Source organism: Bacillus marasmi, from assembly GCF_902168435.1.
In the GTDB taxonomy this organism is placed as follows: Bacteria; Bacillota; Bacilli; order Bacillales; family Cytobacillaceae; genus Bacillus_BU; species Bacillus_BU marasmi.
The window spans coordinates 242,654-255,697 of record NZ_LR656166.1 but is presented as its reverse complement, the minus strand read 5'-3'; the positions used below and the strand labels follow the sequence as shown (position 1 = coordinate 255,697).

15 protein-coding genes are annotated in these 13,044 nt (G+C 36.2%); 5 read left to right on the top strand and 10 right to left on the bottom strand.

The window, feature by feature from the left end; genetic code table 11:
* The first annotated feature begins 410 nt into the window (after positions 1-410).
* Positions 411-1,217 carry an enoyl-CoA hydratase/isomerase family protein gene (locus FXW34_RS05500; RefSeq protein ID WP_147532961.1) on the top strand — a complete coding sequence of 269 codons (807 nt, stop codon included), beginning with the start codon at positions 411-413 and terminating at the stop codon, positions 1,215-1,217.
* A gap of 118 nt (positions 1,218-1,335) precedes the next feature.
* Here the strand turns inward: FXW34_RS05500 and FXW34_RS05495 are convergent, their stop codons facing one another.
* The 3 genes from FXW34_RS05495 to FXW34_RS05485 form a co-directional block, all read right to left on the bottom strand.
* Positions 1,336-1,779, bottom strand: a complete 444-nt coding sequence (locus tag FXW34_RS05495) for a cell wall hydrolase (protein WP_147532960.1) — start codon at positions 1,777-1,779, stop codon at positions 1,336-1,338.
* Positions 1,780-2,025: 246 nt separating this feature from the next.
* Positions 2,026-2,322 carry a septation regulator SpoVG gene (gene spoVG, locus FXW34_RS05490; RefSeq protein WP_147532959.1) on the bottom strand — a complete coding sequence of 99 codons (297 nt, stop codon included), beginning with the start codon at positions 2,320-2,322 and terminating at the stop codon, positions 2,026-2,028.
* Between the two features lie 76 nt (positions 2,323-2,398).
* Positions 2,399-2,722 carry a hypothetical protein gene (locus tag FXW34_RS05485; protein ID WP_147532958.1) on the bottom strand — a complete coding sequence of 108 codons (324 nt, stop codon included), beginning with the start codon at positions 2,720-2,722 and terminating at the stop codon, positions 2,399-2,401.
* Positions 2,723-3,069: 347 nt separating this feature from the next.
* Between FXW34_RS05485 and FXW34_RS05480 the strand changes: the two genes are divergently transcribed.
* Both FXW34_RS05480 and FXW34_RS05475 read left to right on the top strand, forming a co-directional pair.
* Complete coding sequence (locus FXW34_RS05480) at positions 3,070-3,399, top strand: hypothetical protein (RefSeq protein ID WP_147532957.1); 330 nt, start codon at positions 3,070-3,072, stop codon at positions 3,397-3,399.
* A 233-nt stretch (positions 3,400-3,632) separates the two neighbouring features.
* Complete coding sequence (locus FXW34_RS05475) at positions 3,633-4,709, top strand: sensor domain-containing diguanylate cyclase (protein WP_147532956.1); 1,077 nt, start codon at positions 3,633-3,635, stop codon at positions 4,707-4,709.
* A 134-nt stretch (positions 4,710-4,843) separates the two neighbouring features.
* Here the strand turns inward: FXW34_RS05475 and FXW34_RS05470 are convergent, their stop codons facing one another.
* Both FXW34_RS05470 and FXW34_RS05465 read right to left on the bottom strand, forming a co-directional pair.
* Positions 4,844-5,617 carry a DUF1129 family protein gene (locus FXW34_RS05470; RefSeq protein WP_147532955.1) on the bottom strand — a complete coding sequence of 258 codons (774 nt, stop codon included), beginning with the start codon at positions 5,615-5,617 and terminating at the stop codon, positions 4,844-4,846.
* A gap of 5 nt (positions 5,618-5,622) precedes the next feature.
* The gene (locus FXW34_RS05465) at positions 5,623-5,952 is read right to left on the bottom strand and encodes a PadR family transcriptional regulator (protein WP_147532954.1); all 330 of its coding nucleotides are present in this window, start codon (positions 5,950-5,952) and stop codon (positions 5,623-5,625) included.
* 333 nt (positions 5,953-6,285) lie between these two features.
* Between FXW34_RS05465 and FXW34_RS05460 the strand changes: the two genes are divergently transcribed.
* Positions 6,286-6,510, top strand: coding sequence for a hypothetical protein (locus FXW34_RS05460; protein ID WP_147532953.1), 225 nt, complete (start codon positions 6,286-6,288; stop codon positions 6,508-6,510).
* Positions 6,511-6,580: 70 nt separating this feature from the next.
* Here the strand turns inward: FXW34_RS05460 and FXW34_RS05455 are convergent, their stop codons facing one another.
* From FXW34_RS05455 to FXW34_RS05435, 5 genes are all read right to left on the bottom strand, one after another.
* A complete protein-coding gene (locus tag FXW34_RS05455) occupies positions 6,581-7,588 on the bottom strand; it encodes an HAAS signaling domain-containing protein (RefSeq protein ID WP_147532952.1) in 1,008 nt (335 codons plus the stop codon).
* Positions 7,575-7,922, bottom strand: a complete 348-nt coding sequence (locus FXW34_RS05450; RefSeq protein WP_147532951.1) for a PadR family transcriptional regulator — start codon at positions 7,920-7,922, stop codon at positions 7,575-7,577. The genes FXW34_RS05455 and FXW34_RS05450 overlap by 14 nt, the downstream gene beginning before the upstream one ends.
* A gap of 226 nt (positions 7,923-8,148) precedes the next feature.
* Positions 8,149-9,474, bottom strand: a complete 1,326-nt coding sequence (locus FXW34_RS05445; RefSeq protein ID WP_147532950.1) for a DUF4179 domain-containing protein — start codon at positions 9,472-9,474, stop codon at positions 8,149-8,151.
* Positions 9,467-9,994, bottom strand: coding sequence for a sigma-70 family RNA polymerase sigma factor (locus FXW34_RS05440; RefSeq protein ID WP_147532949.1), 528 nt, complete (start codon positions 9,992-9,994; stop codon positions 9,467-9,469). The genes FXW34_RS05445 and FXW34_RS05440 overlap by 8 nt, the downstream gene beginning before the upstream one ends.
* Positions 9,995-10,299: 305 nt before the next feature.
* The gene (locus tag FXW34_RS05435; RefSeq protein ID WP_147532948.1) at positions 10,300-12,123 is read right to left on the bottom strand and encodes an acyltransferase family protein; all 1,824 of its coding nucleotides are present in this window, start codon (positions 12,121-12,123) and stop codon (positions 10,300-10,302) included.
* 203 nt (positions 12,124-12,326) lie between these two features.
* Between FXW34_RS05435 and FXW34_RS05430 the strand changes: the two genes are divergently transcribed.
* Complete coding sequence (locus FXW34_RS05430) at positions 12,327-13,034, top strand: M48 family metallopeptidase (RefSeq protein WP_147532947.1); 708 nt, start codon at positions 12,327-12,329, stop codon at positions 13,032-13,034.
* The last annotated feature ends 10 nt before the right edge of the window (positions 13,035-13,044 follow it).

Below are 13,044 nucleotides of genomic sequence, written 5' to 3'. Positions count from 1 at the left end.
TCTCTTAATTGCGGAAATTAGACATTCTGATTAAATAAGGTATTCTATGTCCGCTAACAAAACACTCTAGCTGGATCGACGGTGGCTCTGATTTTTAGCGGACAACCGTTCCGCTATTTACCCTAATTTTGTTGGGTTTCGATGTTTTACGGACACAGGAGCCTCTATTCTTCAGTTTAAACAGCAACGAGTGTTTATTTTATCAAAATAAGGGCTGTGGGGTCCTCTTAATTGCGGATATTAGAAATTTTGATCAAATAAGGCATTCTGTGTCCTCCAAAAAATCAATCCATGTTTTTGTTTGAAAGTTTTTAATTTTCTGATAAAATAAAAGAAATTACATATTAATAGACTAGATTTGTTTTATTAGAATTGTAATTAATGATTAGACATTTTAAGGAGGCAACAGCATGGAAAATAATTATGTTCAACTAACAATCGAAAATCATGTAGCAATCATTACATTAAACCGCCCTGAAGCCGGTAATTCACTAGATTATCAGATGGCAAAGCAATTAATGAAAGCTGCCGTTTTTTGTTCAGAAAATGAAAAAGTCAGAGCAGTAGTACTAACAGGGGCTGGAAACAAATTTTCAGTTGGCGGGGATTTAAAGAGTTTTGCGAGTCATGGCGATGAAGTTGGTGCACATCTTAAAATTGTTACAGGCTATTTCCATCAGGCAGTATCTCTTTTTGCGAGAATGAATAAACCAATTATTGCAGCAGTTAATGGTGTGGCTGCCGGAGGAGGAATGAGTCTGGCATGCGCATGTGATCTTGTTTATTCCTCAGAGAATGCAAAATTTGTTACCGCTTACAATAATATTGGATTAACACCTGACGGATCGGGAAGTTATTTCTTGCCACGTCTTATCGGCATGCGACGTGCATTTGAATTATTGTATACGAATCGAGTATTGGCTGCGAACGAGGCAAAAGAATGGGGACTCGTTAATGATGTATTACCGAGCGAAAAACTAAAGCCATTTGTTATTGATTTAGCTACTAAACTAGCAAACGGACCAAAGAATGCCTACGGAGTAACGAAAAGGCTATTCCTACACTCTCTTCAGGAAACCCTTGAATCGCAAATGAGTATGGAGTCATTACTGATTGCAGAAAGAGCGAGCAGCGCCGAGGGTAAAGAAGGAATTTCAGCCTTTCTGGAAAAACGTGAAGCAGACTATGTGAAAAATAGTGAAAAATTGTTTAAATAATTTAAAGCAGATAAAAAAACTCGGGAGGTGCCTGTCACCGCCCGAATTTTCTTGTTTCACGTGTTGTTTCACGTAAATATTTATGGATTGGCGTGGCTTTTCGTGCCAATTTGATTTGCTATCCTCCACTATAAACACTATCACATGTTCCGGCTTTTGGTTCATAATAACAATGATTTTTAAACTTACCTGTTAAAATTTGACCATACCATGTTGGAGGACATGGTGCATATGGATTAAAATACCAAAGGGCAAATTTCCCTGGATGTTGTCTCCAATAATCGAGATTCTGCTTTGCCAATCTTTTTTCAGCACTTCTCGCTCTTTGGTAAAATACATTTCCCTTTTGCACAGCTTCAAAAGAATAATTTCCTCCTTGCACTTGAAAAATTACTTGGGGAACAGTTCTTACATTTTTAAAGTCTGAACAATTTGCTTTTACACGATTCACAATGACATTTCCAACATACAACATCCCCTGTTTTCCTTCACCTTCTGCTTCTGCTCTCATCATCCTCGCCATCAAATCAATATCTGAGCTTCGGTAATTTACTCTCGGCATTTTCTCACCCCAAATATATCGTATGAACAAATACCGAAATTGATGTCTAACTCTATAGGGTGCCTGTCACCGCCCGAATTTCTTGTTTCACATTGATGTTTCACAACGCTCGAATGAATATTCTTTAAAAGACAGCTTTTGCAATTTTCTTTTGCGCATAGCAAAACAGGCGCAGCACTTCGCTACACCCGTCCATTCCATATCTCTATTTTTTCATATATAAAACTATTTTCATATATAAAACTATTAAAATACGCCAGCTCCAGCTTCCTCAACTTGACTTTCTAATTCTCCAAGGCGATGGTATTCTCCCAAAACGGCCTCTTGAATTTTGCCTCGAACCATTGAATTAATTGGATGGCATACATCACGGAACTCGCCATCTTTTGTTCGCTTGCTTGGCATCGCTACAAATAAACCTTCATTTCCATCAATTACACGGATATCATGAACTACGAATTCATTGTCTAACGTAATTGAAGCGATTGCTCTCATACGTCCATCTGTGTTAACCCGGTGTAATCTAACATCTGTCACTTCCATCATGCTCGCCCCTTTATATTATATAGAATAATTACCAAAATAATTAACTAGCTAGAGAAGTGATGAAATGAAGTTATTAAAGGATTGAGTCTAAATAACTACTATCACCCTTAATAATCTCTACCCCTTTTTGTTCTAGATCTTTCCATAGTTTAATGTCCAGCGAAAATGGCGCCTGCTTTTGTAGAGAATCGAGTTCTTCCTCAGAAATCATTACATCATAATAACAATCACCATTTTTAACATTAAATTCATAGTCTTTAAGTTTCAAAACATAAACTTCATAATTTTCATCCCATTCTTTAAGTTGTTGCTCTACGACATTCGCAACCCGAATTAGGAATTCTTCATTTTTCATACTTCTTGACATATACGCTCTGATCCAACTACTAACATACATTTCTCCCGTCTCCCCTTTGTTCAATGTAAAATAACCCCATATACCCCTTTTTCAAAAACGACATACCCCAGACAACTGTAATTAGGAAAAACGTATTATAAGTTTGCATCTATCAAGTTCGAATTAATTATATCAAAATTTTAAATATTTAGAATAAAAATTTGCAAATTATTTTTTTACAATACATAAAAATTTTTCCAATATAGATAATTACAGAACACATGTGGCTGCTTAAAGTTACTAAATCCTTCTGCATGAGAAAATATTGTTTATAATAGTTATATATATTACCTCCATTAGGAGTAGTATAAAAATAACTGGAACATTAGATAAAGGAGAACAGCTTTATGTACATTCTTATGGTTTATGGTTTCTTGCTAATAGGAATCATACTTGTATTTATATGTGCTGCTTTTTTTAAGAACGATCCGAAGAAGTATTGGTTGGCAGGAATAATTATGTATATTCTTAGCTTTCTTGGTAGTTGGTCGATTGGGCTTTACTTGTTGGTTTTTCCATTTATGCTTTTTGCGTTGGCAATTGCGCATTCATTTGGCTGGGTAAAAAGATATTGGAATAACATCCCGTTTATCGCTATTGGAGGGATAATTTGGTACTTTAGCATCAAAAATATTGATGATGCTTTCTTATTTTTTCCGTTTAGATGGTTAGTTTAGTAATATTTATTTTTCCAAAAAGAATGTTTCATTAATAGCTGTTTGGTCTTAAGCCATACGGCTATTACCATATGTTTGGAAGAACATCTCGATATGATTGCATTGGTGAATTAAATAGATAGATAGAATTGCGTAAAAAATGTCATAAATTTACTATTGTATTTGCGATAATATTCATTACTATTAAGGTAACTATTATCTCGAAATAACTCCGGGTGCTAAGGAGGTATTTGATGGATTTTTGGAAAAAGAAATACTCTCGCTGGAACTCTATGATTTTTATTAACATTATCGGAGTTCTAACTCTCAAACTTGTTGAGATGATCGTATTTCAAAAATTAATCCACTGGTTTTGGAGCGGAGATATTAATGAAGAGCTGGTTGATATTATTGTATTTATTATAATAATGACCCCCTTCACCTACATTGTTACAAAACAAAAGAAAACGATACAAAACGCAGAGAAAAAATATAGGATATTAGCTGAGGATTCATTGATTGGCATCTATACTATTGACGATGGGAAAATAACCTATACCAATCAAAGGTTTTTAGAAATGTCAGGATATGCGAGCGATGAACTTATCGGTAAGTCTATCTTTGATTTCGTGCATCCTGAGGATTTACCAACAGCACAGGATTCATTGAGACGCAAACTTAGCGGAGAACTACAATCTACACCTTTAGAGATTAGGGGTGTAAAAAAAGATCATAGTATCATTGATGTCGAAATTTATGGTACCGTTATCAATTGCAATGGGAAGCCACAAATTTTAGGTTCCGTCTTGGATAATTCCGGAAGAAAACTGAACGAGAAACTCCTGAAAGACTTAGCGTATAGGGATTCACTTACAAATCTAACTAATCGAAGGTATTTTAAGGAAAATTTCAAAAACTCAGTTTCGATGTTAAATAATGCCGCCATTATGTTTTTTGATTTAGATGGATTCAAGGCAGTGAATGATTCTTATGGTCATGAAATTGGAGACTCAATGTTAATAGAGGTCGGAAATCGCATATCATCGTGTTTTAGATCAAATGATACCTTTTCAAGACTAGGAGGAGATGAATTTATAGCATTTTTACCGAATGTCGATGAAAATAAGGCAATCGCCATTGCAAAGCGAATCATCGAGGATATAAACAAACCATTTACAATCCATAACCAGACAATATGCGTTTCAACTAGTATCGGCATTGCCTTTTATGGTGAAGGCGGTAATGATGTTGATACACTCATTAAAAATGCCGATATCGCCATGTACCAAGCTAAAATAAAAGGAAAAAACACCTTTGCAATATACAACTAGGTGCCTGTCACGCCCCGAATTTTCTTGTTTCACGGTGGTGTTTCACAACGCAATGCGCAAATTGTTATGCAGTGAGCTACCACAAAAGAAAAACTGGTATGACCTTTGGCGCCATACCAGTTTTCTTTTTGTGGTTATAGATTATCTTTTAGTCCACCTGTTTTTCGTTTTTTATAGTACATCAGGCTGCCACCTGCTCCTAGTACCAATAATATTAGAATGGTAAATATAATATAGGTTGGATTGTTGTTTATTTCTTCAGGCAAAAATCGATTTGCTAGCGGACCAAATGATGTCAATATCGGAATAATAATCGTAATCCACGTTTTTGTGTAGATGGCTGATACAATAAATATGATGATACAGCCTAAGACAATCAAATTATTTTGAAGGCTTGTTGCGACAAATGTCGGCTCAAAACCTTGCTTATTGAACCAAAATAAAATGGCTACACTGAATCCTGTAACGAGAAGCATCGCCCCGAAGACAAGGAAATACATCCATTTTGATTGAAATACTTTTGGTACCACTTTAAATAATAAAAAGCTGTATATGACTATTCCTATAAGTCCTGCTAATATTGCGATCATTAGAATTTCTTTTGACAAAGAAAACTTCCCTTCAATCGCTGGTCCTATGCTAAAATATGAAGCTAATAGAAGAATCATCATCGGGACTAAAACAAATATTTGTCGTGAATCGGTTTCCATAGAACGACCAATACTTTTCATATATTGCTTAGGACTTTCACCAATGATATGGGTAATATCTTTTCCTGCTGCTTCAGCTTCAATTAGATGTACCTCGAGTTCCTCCGTTATCTCATTAATCTCTTGATCATTTTTTCCTTTTGATATTAAGTAAAGACGTAGTTCAACTAAAAATTGTTCTGATTCCTTTGAAAGCATATTTCTTACAACTCCTTCTTGGTTAAGACGTTATTTACAGCTCCGCTTACGTGTTGCCAGCGCTCGATAAATTCATTTAGCTCCATTTCCCCTTTTTCGGTTAGTGAGTAGTATTTTCTCTTTGGACCTGCTGTTGATTTTCTTAGAGTTGTACTGACTAAACCTTCCTTTTGCATCCGAAGCAATAGTGGGTAGATTGTGCCTTCACTGAAGGATTGAAATCCATAGGATTCTAATTTAGCAGCTAATTCGTAGCCATAAATTTCACCATCTTTAATAATGGCTAAAAGGCAACCGTCTAAAATCCCTTTTAGCATCTGAGTCGTATCTGCCATAAATTCTACTCCTCTCAATACCTTGTATTGCAAGACATATCTACAAAAGAAATACCTTGCAATACAAGATATACTAATAATATAAACCAAGCTATCATGTAATACAAGGTAATTAAAAAAGGTGCCTGGCACCACCCGAATTTTCTTGTTTCACAATAATGTTTCACAACAAATTCACGTGTTACAATTCGATTTTGGAGCAGCCTTACATTTTCCATAAATCCTGTCCACCTTAACGTGTAAATTTGTTATGATTAATATATAGGAAATGCAAACAAACAAAGTAAAATGTTGACGATTATACTATAGAAAACGTAAAGAGGTGAGGATTTTATGGCAGGAGTCATTGCGGTGATAATGGTGTTTTCCATTCCGATTATTGCAATTTTAACATCACATTCTCAAAAACAGACCAAATATAAACTCAAAATGCTAGAATCCCAGTTGGAACTTGAAAAGATCAAGCATGAAAACTATCTTCTTGAAACTAAAAAAATGCAACTTGAACTTGAGCAAATTAAGCTTGAGAACCCCTTAGAAAAAAATAAACTACTTTGACTACGACAAAAAGCTGGAATCCAACACGAAGATTCCAGCTTTTCTATATCCATATCTAAAAATTAACAAACTACATTCGCGCTTTCCGAAACGAGTCATAAATTTCAATAGCGATTGTAATGACAAACGTTATAATCATGCTCCACCAAATCCATGTAATGGTATTCTTCACCGAACCCTCATTTGTTTCAATGATATCCGCAAAATAAGAAATAACATCTGGATTATATAAATTTGGATTACTAGCAATGACAAATAGTACGATGATGCTCGCAGTATGAATAATTGTATTGATCCAAGCCACTGACATAGTCCATTTTCCAATTTTTAATTTATACAAAATTAAAGCTACTTCCAAAACGATAAATGCTACGATTATTGGCCAATAAGAAAGGAGAACCTTCTGATTAAATATTGGCATGACAAACTCCAACCCATCACCGTTAATAGAATGATATATTCCCACAAGACGATCCGCATTAAAATAAACCAGTGCCCATATGACAACCCAAATTAAGCCAAATATAATCTCAGATTTAGATATTATTTTCTTCTTAGGAATCATGACGATATCCTTTAGATCTTTAGGTGACCACGACACCCCATTTTTAGTCAGCGGTAAGTCTGTTTTTGATAATCCCACTCGTTCAATAACGATAAAGACCATGGTAACCCAAAAGAAAAGCTGAATTAAAGTCATGATTACACTAGGAATAATGTTGGCAAAGCTTTCGATAATCACATTAAGGATTGACTGCTCACCATTAAATAGAACAATGCTTTCAACAACATGAGCTAAAATGGTAAACAAAATTGCCCACGGAATGATGAGTTTAATCGTATGAATATAAGCATCATATACTTTTGGACCGATTAAATAATTAGGGGTATCTCGATAGCTCGCGGCTAGTACTGCTGGATTTCCTAACTTTTCTAACTGCTCCATCACATCTTCTTCGCTAAAATTTTCAGGCAGCATATCCTCAATAGTAGATTTTAACTCAAGTGCGATATCTTCTCGATTTTTTTCCGGAAGCCTCCTCGTGACTTCATATATATAAGTGTCAATTAGATTCAATGTTGTCATCCCCTTCCAGTAAGGACTTTAATTCGAGTGTCATCTTTTTCCATTCACTTTTTAATTGTTCATACACTTCCAACCCATAACCACTTAATACATAATACTTTCTTGGTCTGCTTTCTGTTGTGTCCCAGCTACTCGTCACGAGTTCTTGCTTTTCCAAGCGGCGCAACAAGGGATATAAAGTACTTTGATCAATCGTAACACCCGCTTTTTCAAGGAGCTGGACTAACGAATATCCATATTGAGGAGTTCGCAACTGACTCAAAACCGCTAGTGCTAATGTTCCTCTTCTAAGTTCTGTCGTATAGGAATCTAACAAAGAACCCATGCTGATATCACCTCATCTTCTTATACTGTATATAATACACTATAGTATTATACATATCAATAGATGTTACACTTTAATTAATATTTATACTTTTTTGTGTAAAATTGATCAGGAATCACGAAAAATAAAACCATTGTTGCTGAAAAAAAATGAAGGACACTGATGGCTGGGCAGTAATCCCACTCATCAGGTGTCCTTTTGTTTATATCCCTCGGTTATTAGAGATTTATTTTATTGGCATCTTTATTTCCAGTTCCTTCAAGATTTTAAGTGCTGGCATTTCAAAAGTTACGACTTTTATAGGTTCATTCTTATTGATTTTCTTAAACTCTTGAACATAAGTATTTGGCTTAATTCGCTCTGGATATGCTTTTGCATCACTTGTTAAATCATTTCCTTCTCCATCTTCAAGAAATAAGTAATTATATTGAAAATGTCCATCATATGGAAAGTCACTAAGCACTTCAAAATATAAAAGTGTTTTTTCTTCTTGGTACTTCACATCATATATCTTAATTTTCCCCATCTTGCCTTGGTCTAGAGTAAGCGGTAGTGCATCAACTTGAAGTGGTTGTTCAACTCTAGGAAGTACTTCAAATGAATCCGGCATTAGGAAGGGGCTTATGGTTAAAAATTCAGTATCGCTCTCTAATGGAGCAAAAGTATAATCCATATTCATAACAATTTTACCACCTACTTCCCCACCTGATCCCGTTTCATCCAAATGGGTAAGTCCAACCCCTTGATCATCTATTAAATTAAATTTAAGGAGATTTTTCATTATTAGTTCCTTATCCCCTTTCGCAGAAGATAAATCGACAGAAAGCTTTATACCCGCTGGTCCAACTTTTACCGTTTTCACAGTAATTGTTGTATCCTTATACACGCTGGTGTTATTTATGTGAATTGTTTTTACATCACCCTTGGATTTTTTAACAGGAATATTATAACTCCAAGCACCCTTCACTCCTCCGATTTCTTTCAATTTTATACTTAACTCAAACGAATCCGGTAGCTCCTCTGTTGGTTTGATATTCACGATACCTGCGTACTGATGATCTGATACTAATTCTCCTGTTCGACTATCAGCAAAGTTTATTTCTTTACCATCAACTTTTAGTTCTAATTCGCCTAAATCATCCAACTGATCAGGAAATTCTTGGATGTAACTTATCGACAGGCGTGTTCCATCATAAAAGATATCCTTTATAGTTAAAGTAATGTCTTTGTCGGTAACAGTTTGATTAATTTTATTTGACAAACCTTTTTGACTTGCTGTTTCAAGTCCTCTATCTCCTACAAACTCAAAAACTGAATCCAATAACGGAACATTTGACAGTACTTTTGCCATAGTTGGAGAGACGAAGGCAGAACCAATAAATACAAAAGCTGCTAAAGAAACGGCACCTGTTAAACGATACCATTTTCGAGGATATTTCTTTTTCTTCGTTTTTGCTCTCTTAATTGCAAGTTGTATTGCATTATCAAGCTTTTCAATAGGAACCTCTATTTTTTCAATTGCCTCTTTTACATCTTGATTTTTATTATTCATTTATGCACGCCTCCTTTAACATACCCTTCAGTTCATTAATAGCTCGATGTAAATTCGTTTTCACCGTTCCCTCTGGGCATTCTATGAGTTTAGCAATCTGCTTAATCGTTAAATCTTGATAAAATCTTAGAATAATCACCGTCTTGTACTTTTCAGGTAATCTTTCTAAGGCTTTTAACAGGTCCATCTTATCCTCAAGCATTATTCTATCTGCGGACTGTATTCTTTCAATTGAATCTTGATCAATAGGAATCACTTTGCTATTTTTCTTGATAAAATCTAAAGCAGTGTTTATTAAAATCCGAGTTAGCCAAGTAGAGAAATATGAGCTGTTCTTAAGACTTCCAATCGATATGTATGCCTTGTAAATTGTTTCCTGAACGATATCTAAAGAATCACTTTCATTTTTCACATACAGAAACGCGATTCGATATAGCTTATCTTTTTCTTTATCAATTAGCTTCGTAAATGCCGAATCGTCACCTTTTTGAGCTTTCTTTACCGTATTAAAATGGAACATATGGTTACTCCTTTCTATCAGACAACAGTTAGACTAGCATCGAATGCATTTCGTTTCAATCATATGGAAAAATTTTTCTGTTTTACAATCAATAAAAAAAGGCCCTTACTATATAAGTAAGAAGCCTCTTCTTGCTGGATAACCGCATTGGTTACAAAGTACTTTGAAAAATTCATTCCATTGTTACCAATAGCACTTATTGGTAACAGTCCTTTCTGCAAAATCAGAAGAATTGTTACCAATAGGCTTGGTTGATGACACTACGTATTTATTTTCCATCAAAATTGTCACCAAGGAACACTGCTTTATTTTTCAATCGCATTGTTCATTAAATTAGCTAATACCGACGCACCTTCTCCTGTTAAGTGGACGCCATCCGGAGCAAAGTAACTAGGCTGGTTTGCGCTATTTGTGTACCAATCTACTAAGGTTGTTTTCGGTGTAGTAAGTACAAATTTTGCGAGCGTGTTATTGACCTCAGCTTCCCAAGGTCTTGGGACTCTTGTATTCACAAAAATGGTTTGTTTTGGATTTCCAAGCGACCCATAAAGCGTTTGCAATTGCTCCATCGTAAACGGTCCATTGGTCCCAAGATGAATAATAATCACATTCCCCAAATTCCCATTAGACTGTAAAATTGCTATTTCCTGTGCAGCATGTATCAATTGTCTGCCGACTTTCCCGTCCACTACAATCCCAGGAATCAACTGTTTAAGATATGGTTCTACATTTATCATGACAGAGTCACCGATGGCAGTAACTTTAATTTCTTCTGCTTGTTGGTCCGATACAGGTTGTGTATTTGCTGTTGCGGTCGGTGCTGGTTCTCCAGGCGGTTGGCCAGTTTCAGCAGTCGATGTATCAGTGGTTTCGGGTGTTTTACCATTGTTATCGTTGTTGTTATCCGTGGTAGCTGCTCCTTTTGTTTCTGGCGATTTGTTACTTCCTGAGGCAGAGGTTGGAGCAGCTTTAAATTCACTACCATTCTTCGGTAACGGCAATGTCAAAAACATCACCCCGCACAAAAAAGCCATTGAGCTTTTCAACATCACAGGACGGGTGAATTTTCCATAACGAATCGGATTTTCGATAAATCGATAAGACAAGGCTGCTAGACCAATCGTAATCAAAACTTGTAATACGATTCGCTCCCACCGAATCCCACCAACATTATTCACAGGACTGCTTAAAATAATCACTGGGAAATGCCAAAGGTAAATTCCATACGACCGCTCCCCTAACCACTTAAGCGGTTTCCAAGCAAACCATTTCCCGAGTTTGCTTGTTGGTTGTGCAATAACGCCGATCAGAATGGCCGTTAATATTGAAATTAAAACTAGTCCGCCTCGAAACAAAAATGAGTTATATTCATTCATTCCAAAAATGAACCCTAATAAACTAAGCAAGGAAACTATGCCAAGTGTTTCCATAATGATTTTCTTCTTCTTTGTAACCCACTCTTTTGGGGGATGAATTTGGTGATAAATAGCTAAAGCACAACCTATCAATAGCGCAAAAGCTCTTGTATCTGTTCCGAAATATACACGGCTTGGATCAACGCCAGGTTGATAAAGCCACGCCATCAGCCCTGCCGAGACTCCAGCCAAACCTAAAGCCACAGCAAGTAGCCACTTATTATTCGATACCCACCGCACTCCAAGCCATAATAGCAAAGGAAATAGTAAATAAAACTGTTCTTCTACAGCTAATGACCACAGATGCTCAAAAGGTGATGGTTGACTGAAGCTTTGAAAGTAGGAAACCTCGTGAAAAATATACCACCAATTGCTTACATAAAGGACTGAAGCCAAACTATCCGGCCGAATTACAGGAAGTTGACTTTGATTAAAGAAATAAGACCATCCACTAACAACAATTAGCACCATAAATAGTGCGGGCAACAAGCGTTTAGCCCTTCTAATCCAAAAATTTTTAAAATCCAACCGTTGGTGCTCATTCCATTGACGTAGTAATATCCCCGTAATCAAATAACCAGAAAGGACAAAAAATATCCCGACACCAAGCAAACCACCAGGTGCCCAAGTGTAGTGAAGGTGATAAATAATTACCACCGCAACGGCTAATGTTCGAAGGCCGTCAAGCCCATCTATGTATTGTCTACGCAGCAACTTATCTCCCCCCTTGCTTCATTTTATGTAATGTCCATATTGACCATGTACAAAAATTCCACTCAAAAAAACTTATGGGTTGGGTGTAAGCTTAATTTTATAAAAGAGAGTTGTTAATAAAGCTTTATCATCGATATTTGAAAATAATGTATAATGAACTAGAAAAACATGGCAGTATGCCAGCGAAATATAGGTGATAACAAATGTTCCATTCTTATTTAGGAGAAACGCTTAGCTTTGAATTGCTTTATAAAAATCGGAAAACAGTCGGTATTTATATCGATTTTTTTGGACAAATAGAGGTTCATGCACCGAAAGGCACACCTGAAGAAAAAGTAATGCAGATTATAGAGGAAAAATGGGAACAGATTCAACAAAGGATAAAAGAAATGAAAAAGCGCCTAGCTGGGCAAAACGAAATCTCCTATGAACAAGGTGAACGGTTTCTGTATTTGGGGAGGGATTTCCCTATTTTGATCTCCGAGGAACAGGATCTGAAAAAGGACAAGGTTGTCTTTGAAGATGAAACCCTTTACGTCTATGTAAAGCAATTTGAACAGGAAAGGATTCAAAAAGCGTTAAAACGGTTCTATTACCAGCAATGTAAACGACTTGTGGAGAAGCGGATTCAACATTTTCAATCACACTTTAAAGTGAAACCTCGCTCCTTCCGTATCTCTGATAGCAAAACGACTTGGGGTACTTGCGATGGTTTACGCCAGCTCACCTTTAATTGGAAGCTGGCTATGGCACCGCTTGAGGTGATTGATTATGTCGTTGTCCATGAAATGTGCCACATGGTCCATCTAAATCACGATCGCTCCTTTTGGCGACTTGTTGGAAAAATCATGCCTGATTACGAACGCCGTGAAAATTGGTTAGCACTATCACAATGGAGGATGGATGTTTAAGATAAAGAGA

What these genes read in the sequence shown, in the direction of transcription:
- FXW34_RS05475 (WP_147532956.1), top strand. Translation starts at nt 3,633, where the DNA reads ATGGATTTTTGGAAAAAGAAATACTCTCGCTGGAACTCTATGATTTTT.
- FXW34_RS05480 (WP_147532957.1), top strand. Translation starts at nt 3,070, where the DNA reads ATGTACATTCTTATGGTTTATGGTTTCTTGCTAATAGGAATCATACTT.
- FXW34_RS05485 (WP_147532958.1), bottom strand. Translation starts at nt 2,722, where the DNA reads ATGTATGTTAGTAGTTGGATCAGAGCGTATATGTCAAGAAGTATGAAA.
- FXW34_RS05460 (WP_147532953.1), top strand. Translation starts at nt 6,286, where the DNA reads ATGGCAGGAGTCATTGCGGTGATAATGGTGTTTTCCATTCCGATTATT.
- FXW34_RS05500 (WP_147532961.1), top strand. Translation starts at nt 411, where the DNA reads ATGGAAAATAATTATGTTCAACTAACAATCGAAAATCATGTAGCAATC.
- FXW34_RS05470 (WP_147532955.1), bottom strand. Translation starts at nt 5,617, where the DNA reads ATGCTTTCAAAGGAATCAGAACAATTTTTAGTTGAACTACGTCTTTAC.
- FXW34_RS05440 (WP_147532949.1), bottom strand. Translation starts at nt 9,994, where the DNA reads ATGTTCCATTTTAATACGGTAAAGAAAGCTCAAAAAGGTGACGATTCG.
- FXW34_RS05495 (WP_147532960.1), bottom strand. Translation starts at nt 1,779, where the DNA reads ATGCCGAGAGTAAATTACCGAAGCTCAGATATTGATTTGATGGCGAGG.
- FXW34_RS05465 (WP_147532954.1), bottom strand. Translation starts at nt 5,952, where the DNA reads ATGGCAGATACGACTCAGATGCTAAAAGGGATTTTAGACGGTTGCCTT.
- spoVG (WP_147532959.1), bottom strand. Translation starts at nt 2,322, where the DNA reads ATGGAAGTGACAGATGTTAGATTACACCGGGTTAACACAGATGGACGT.
- FXW34_RS05445 (WP_147532950.1), bottom strand. Translation starts at nt 9,474, where the DNA reads ATGAATAATAAAAATCAAGATGTAAAAGAGGCAATTGAAAAAATAGAG.
- FXW34_RS05430 (WP_147532947.1), top strand. Translation starts at nt 12,327, where the DNA reads ATGTTCCATTCTTATTTAGGAGAAACGCTTAGCTTTGAATTGCTTTAT.
- FXW34_RS05450 (WP_147532951.1), bottom strand. Translation starts at nt 7,922, where the DNA reads ATGGGTTCTTTGTTAGATTCCTATACGACAGAACTTAGAAGAGGAACA.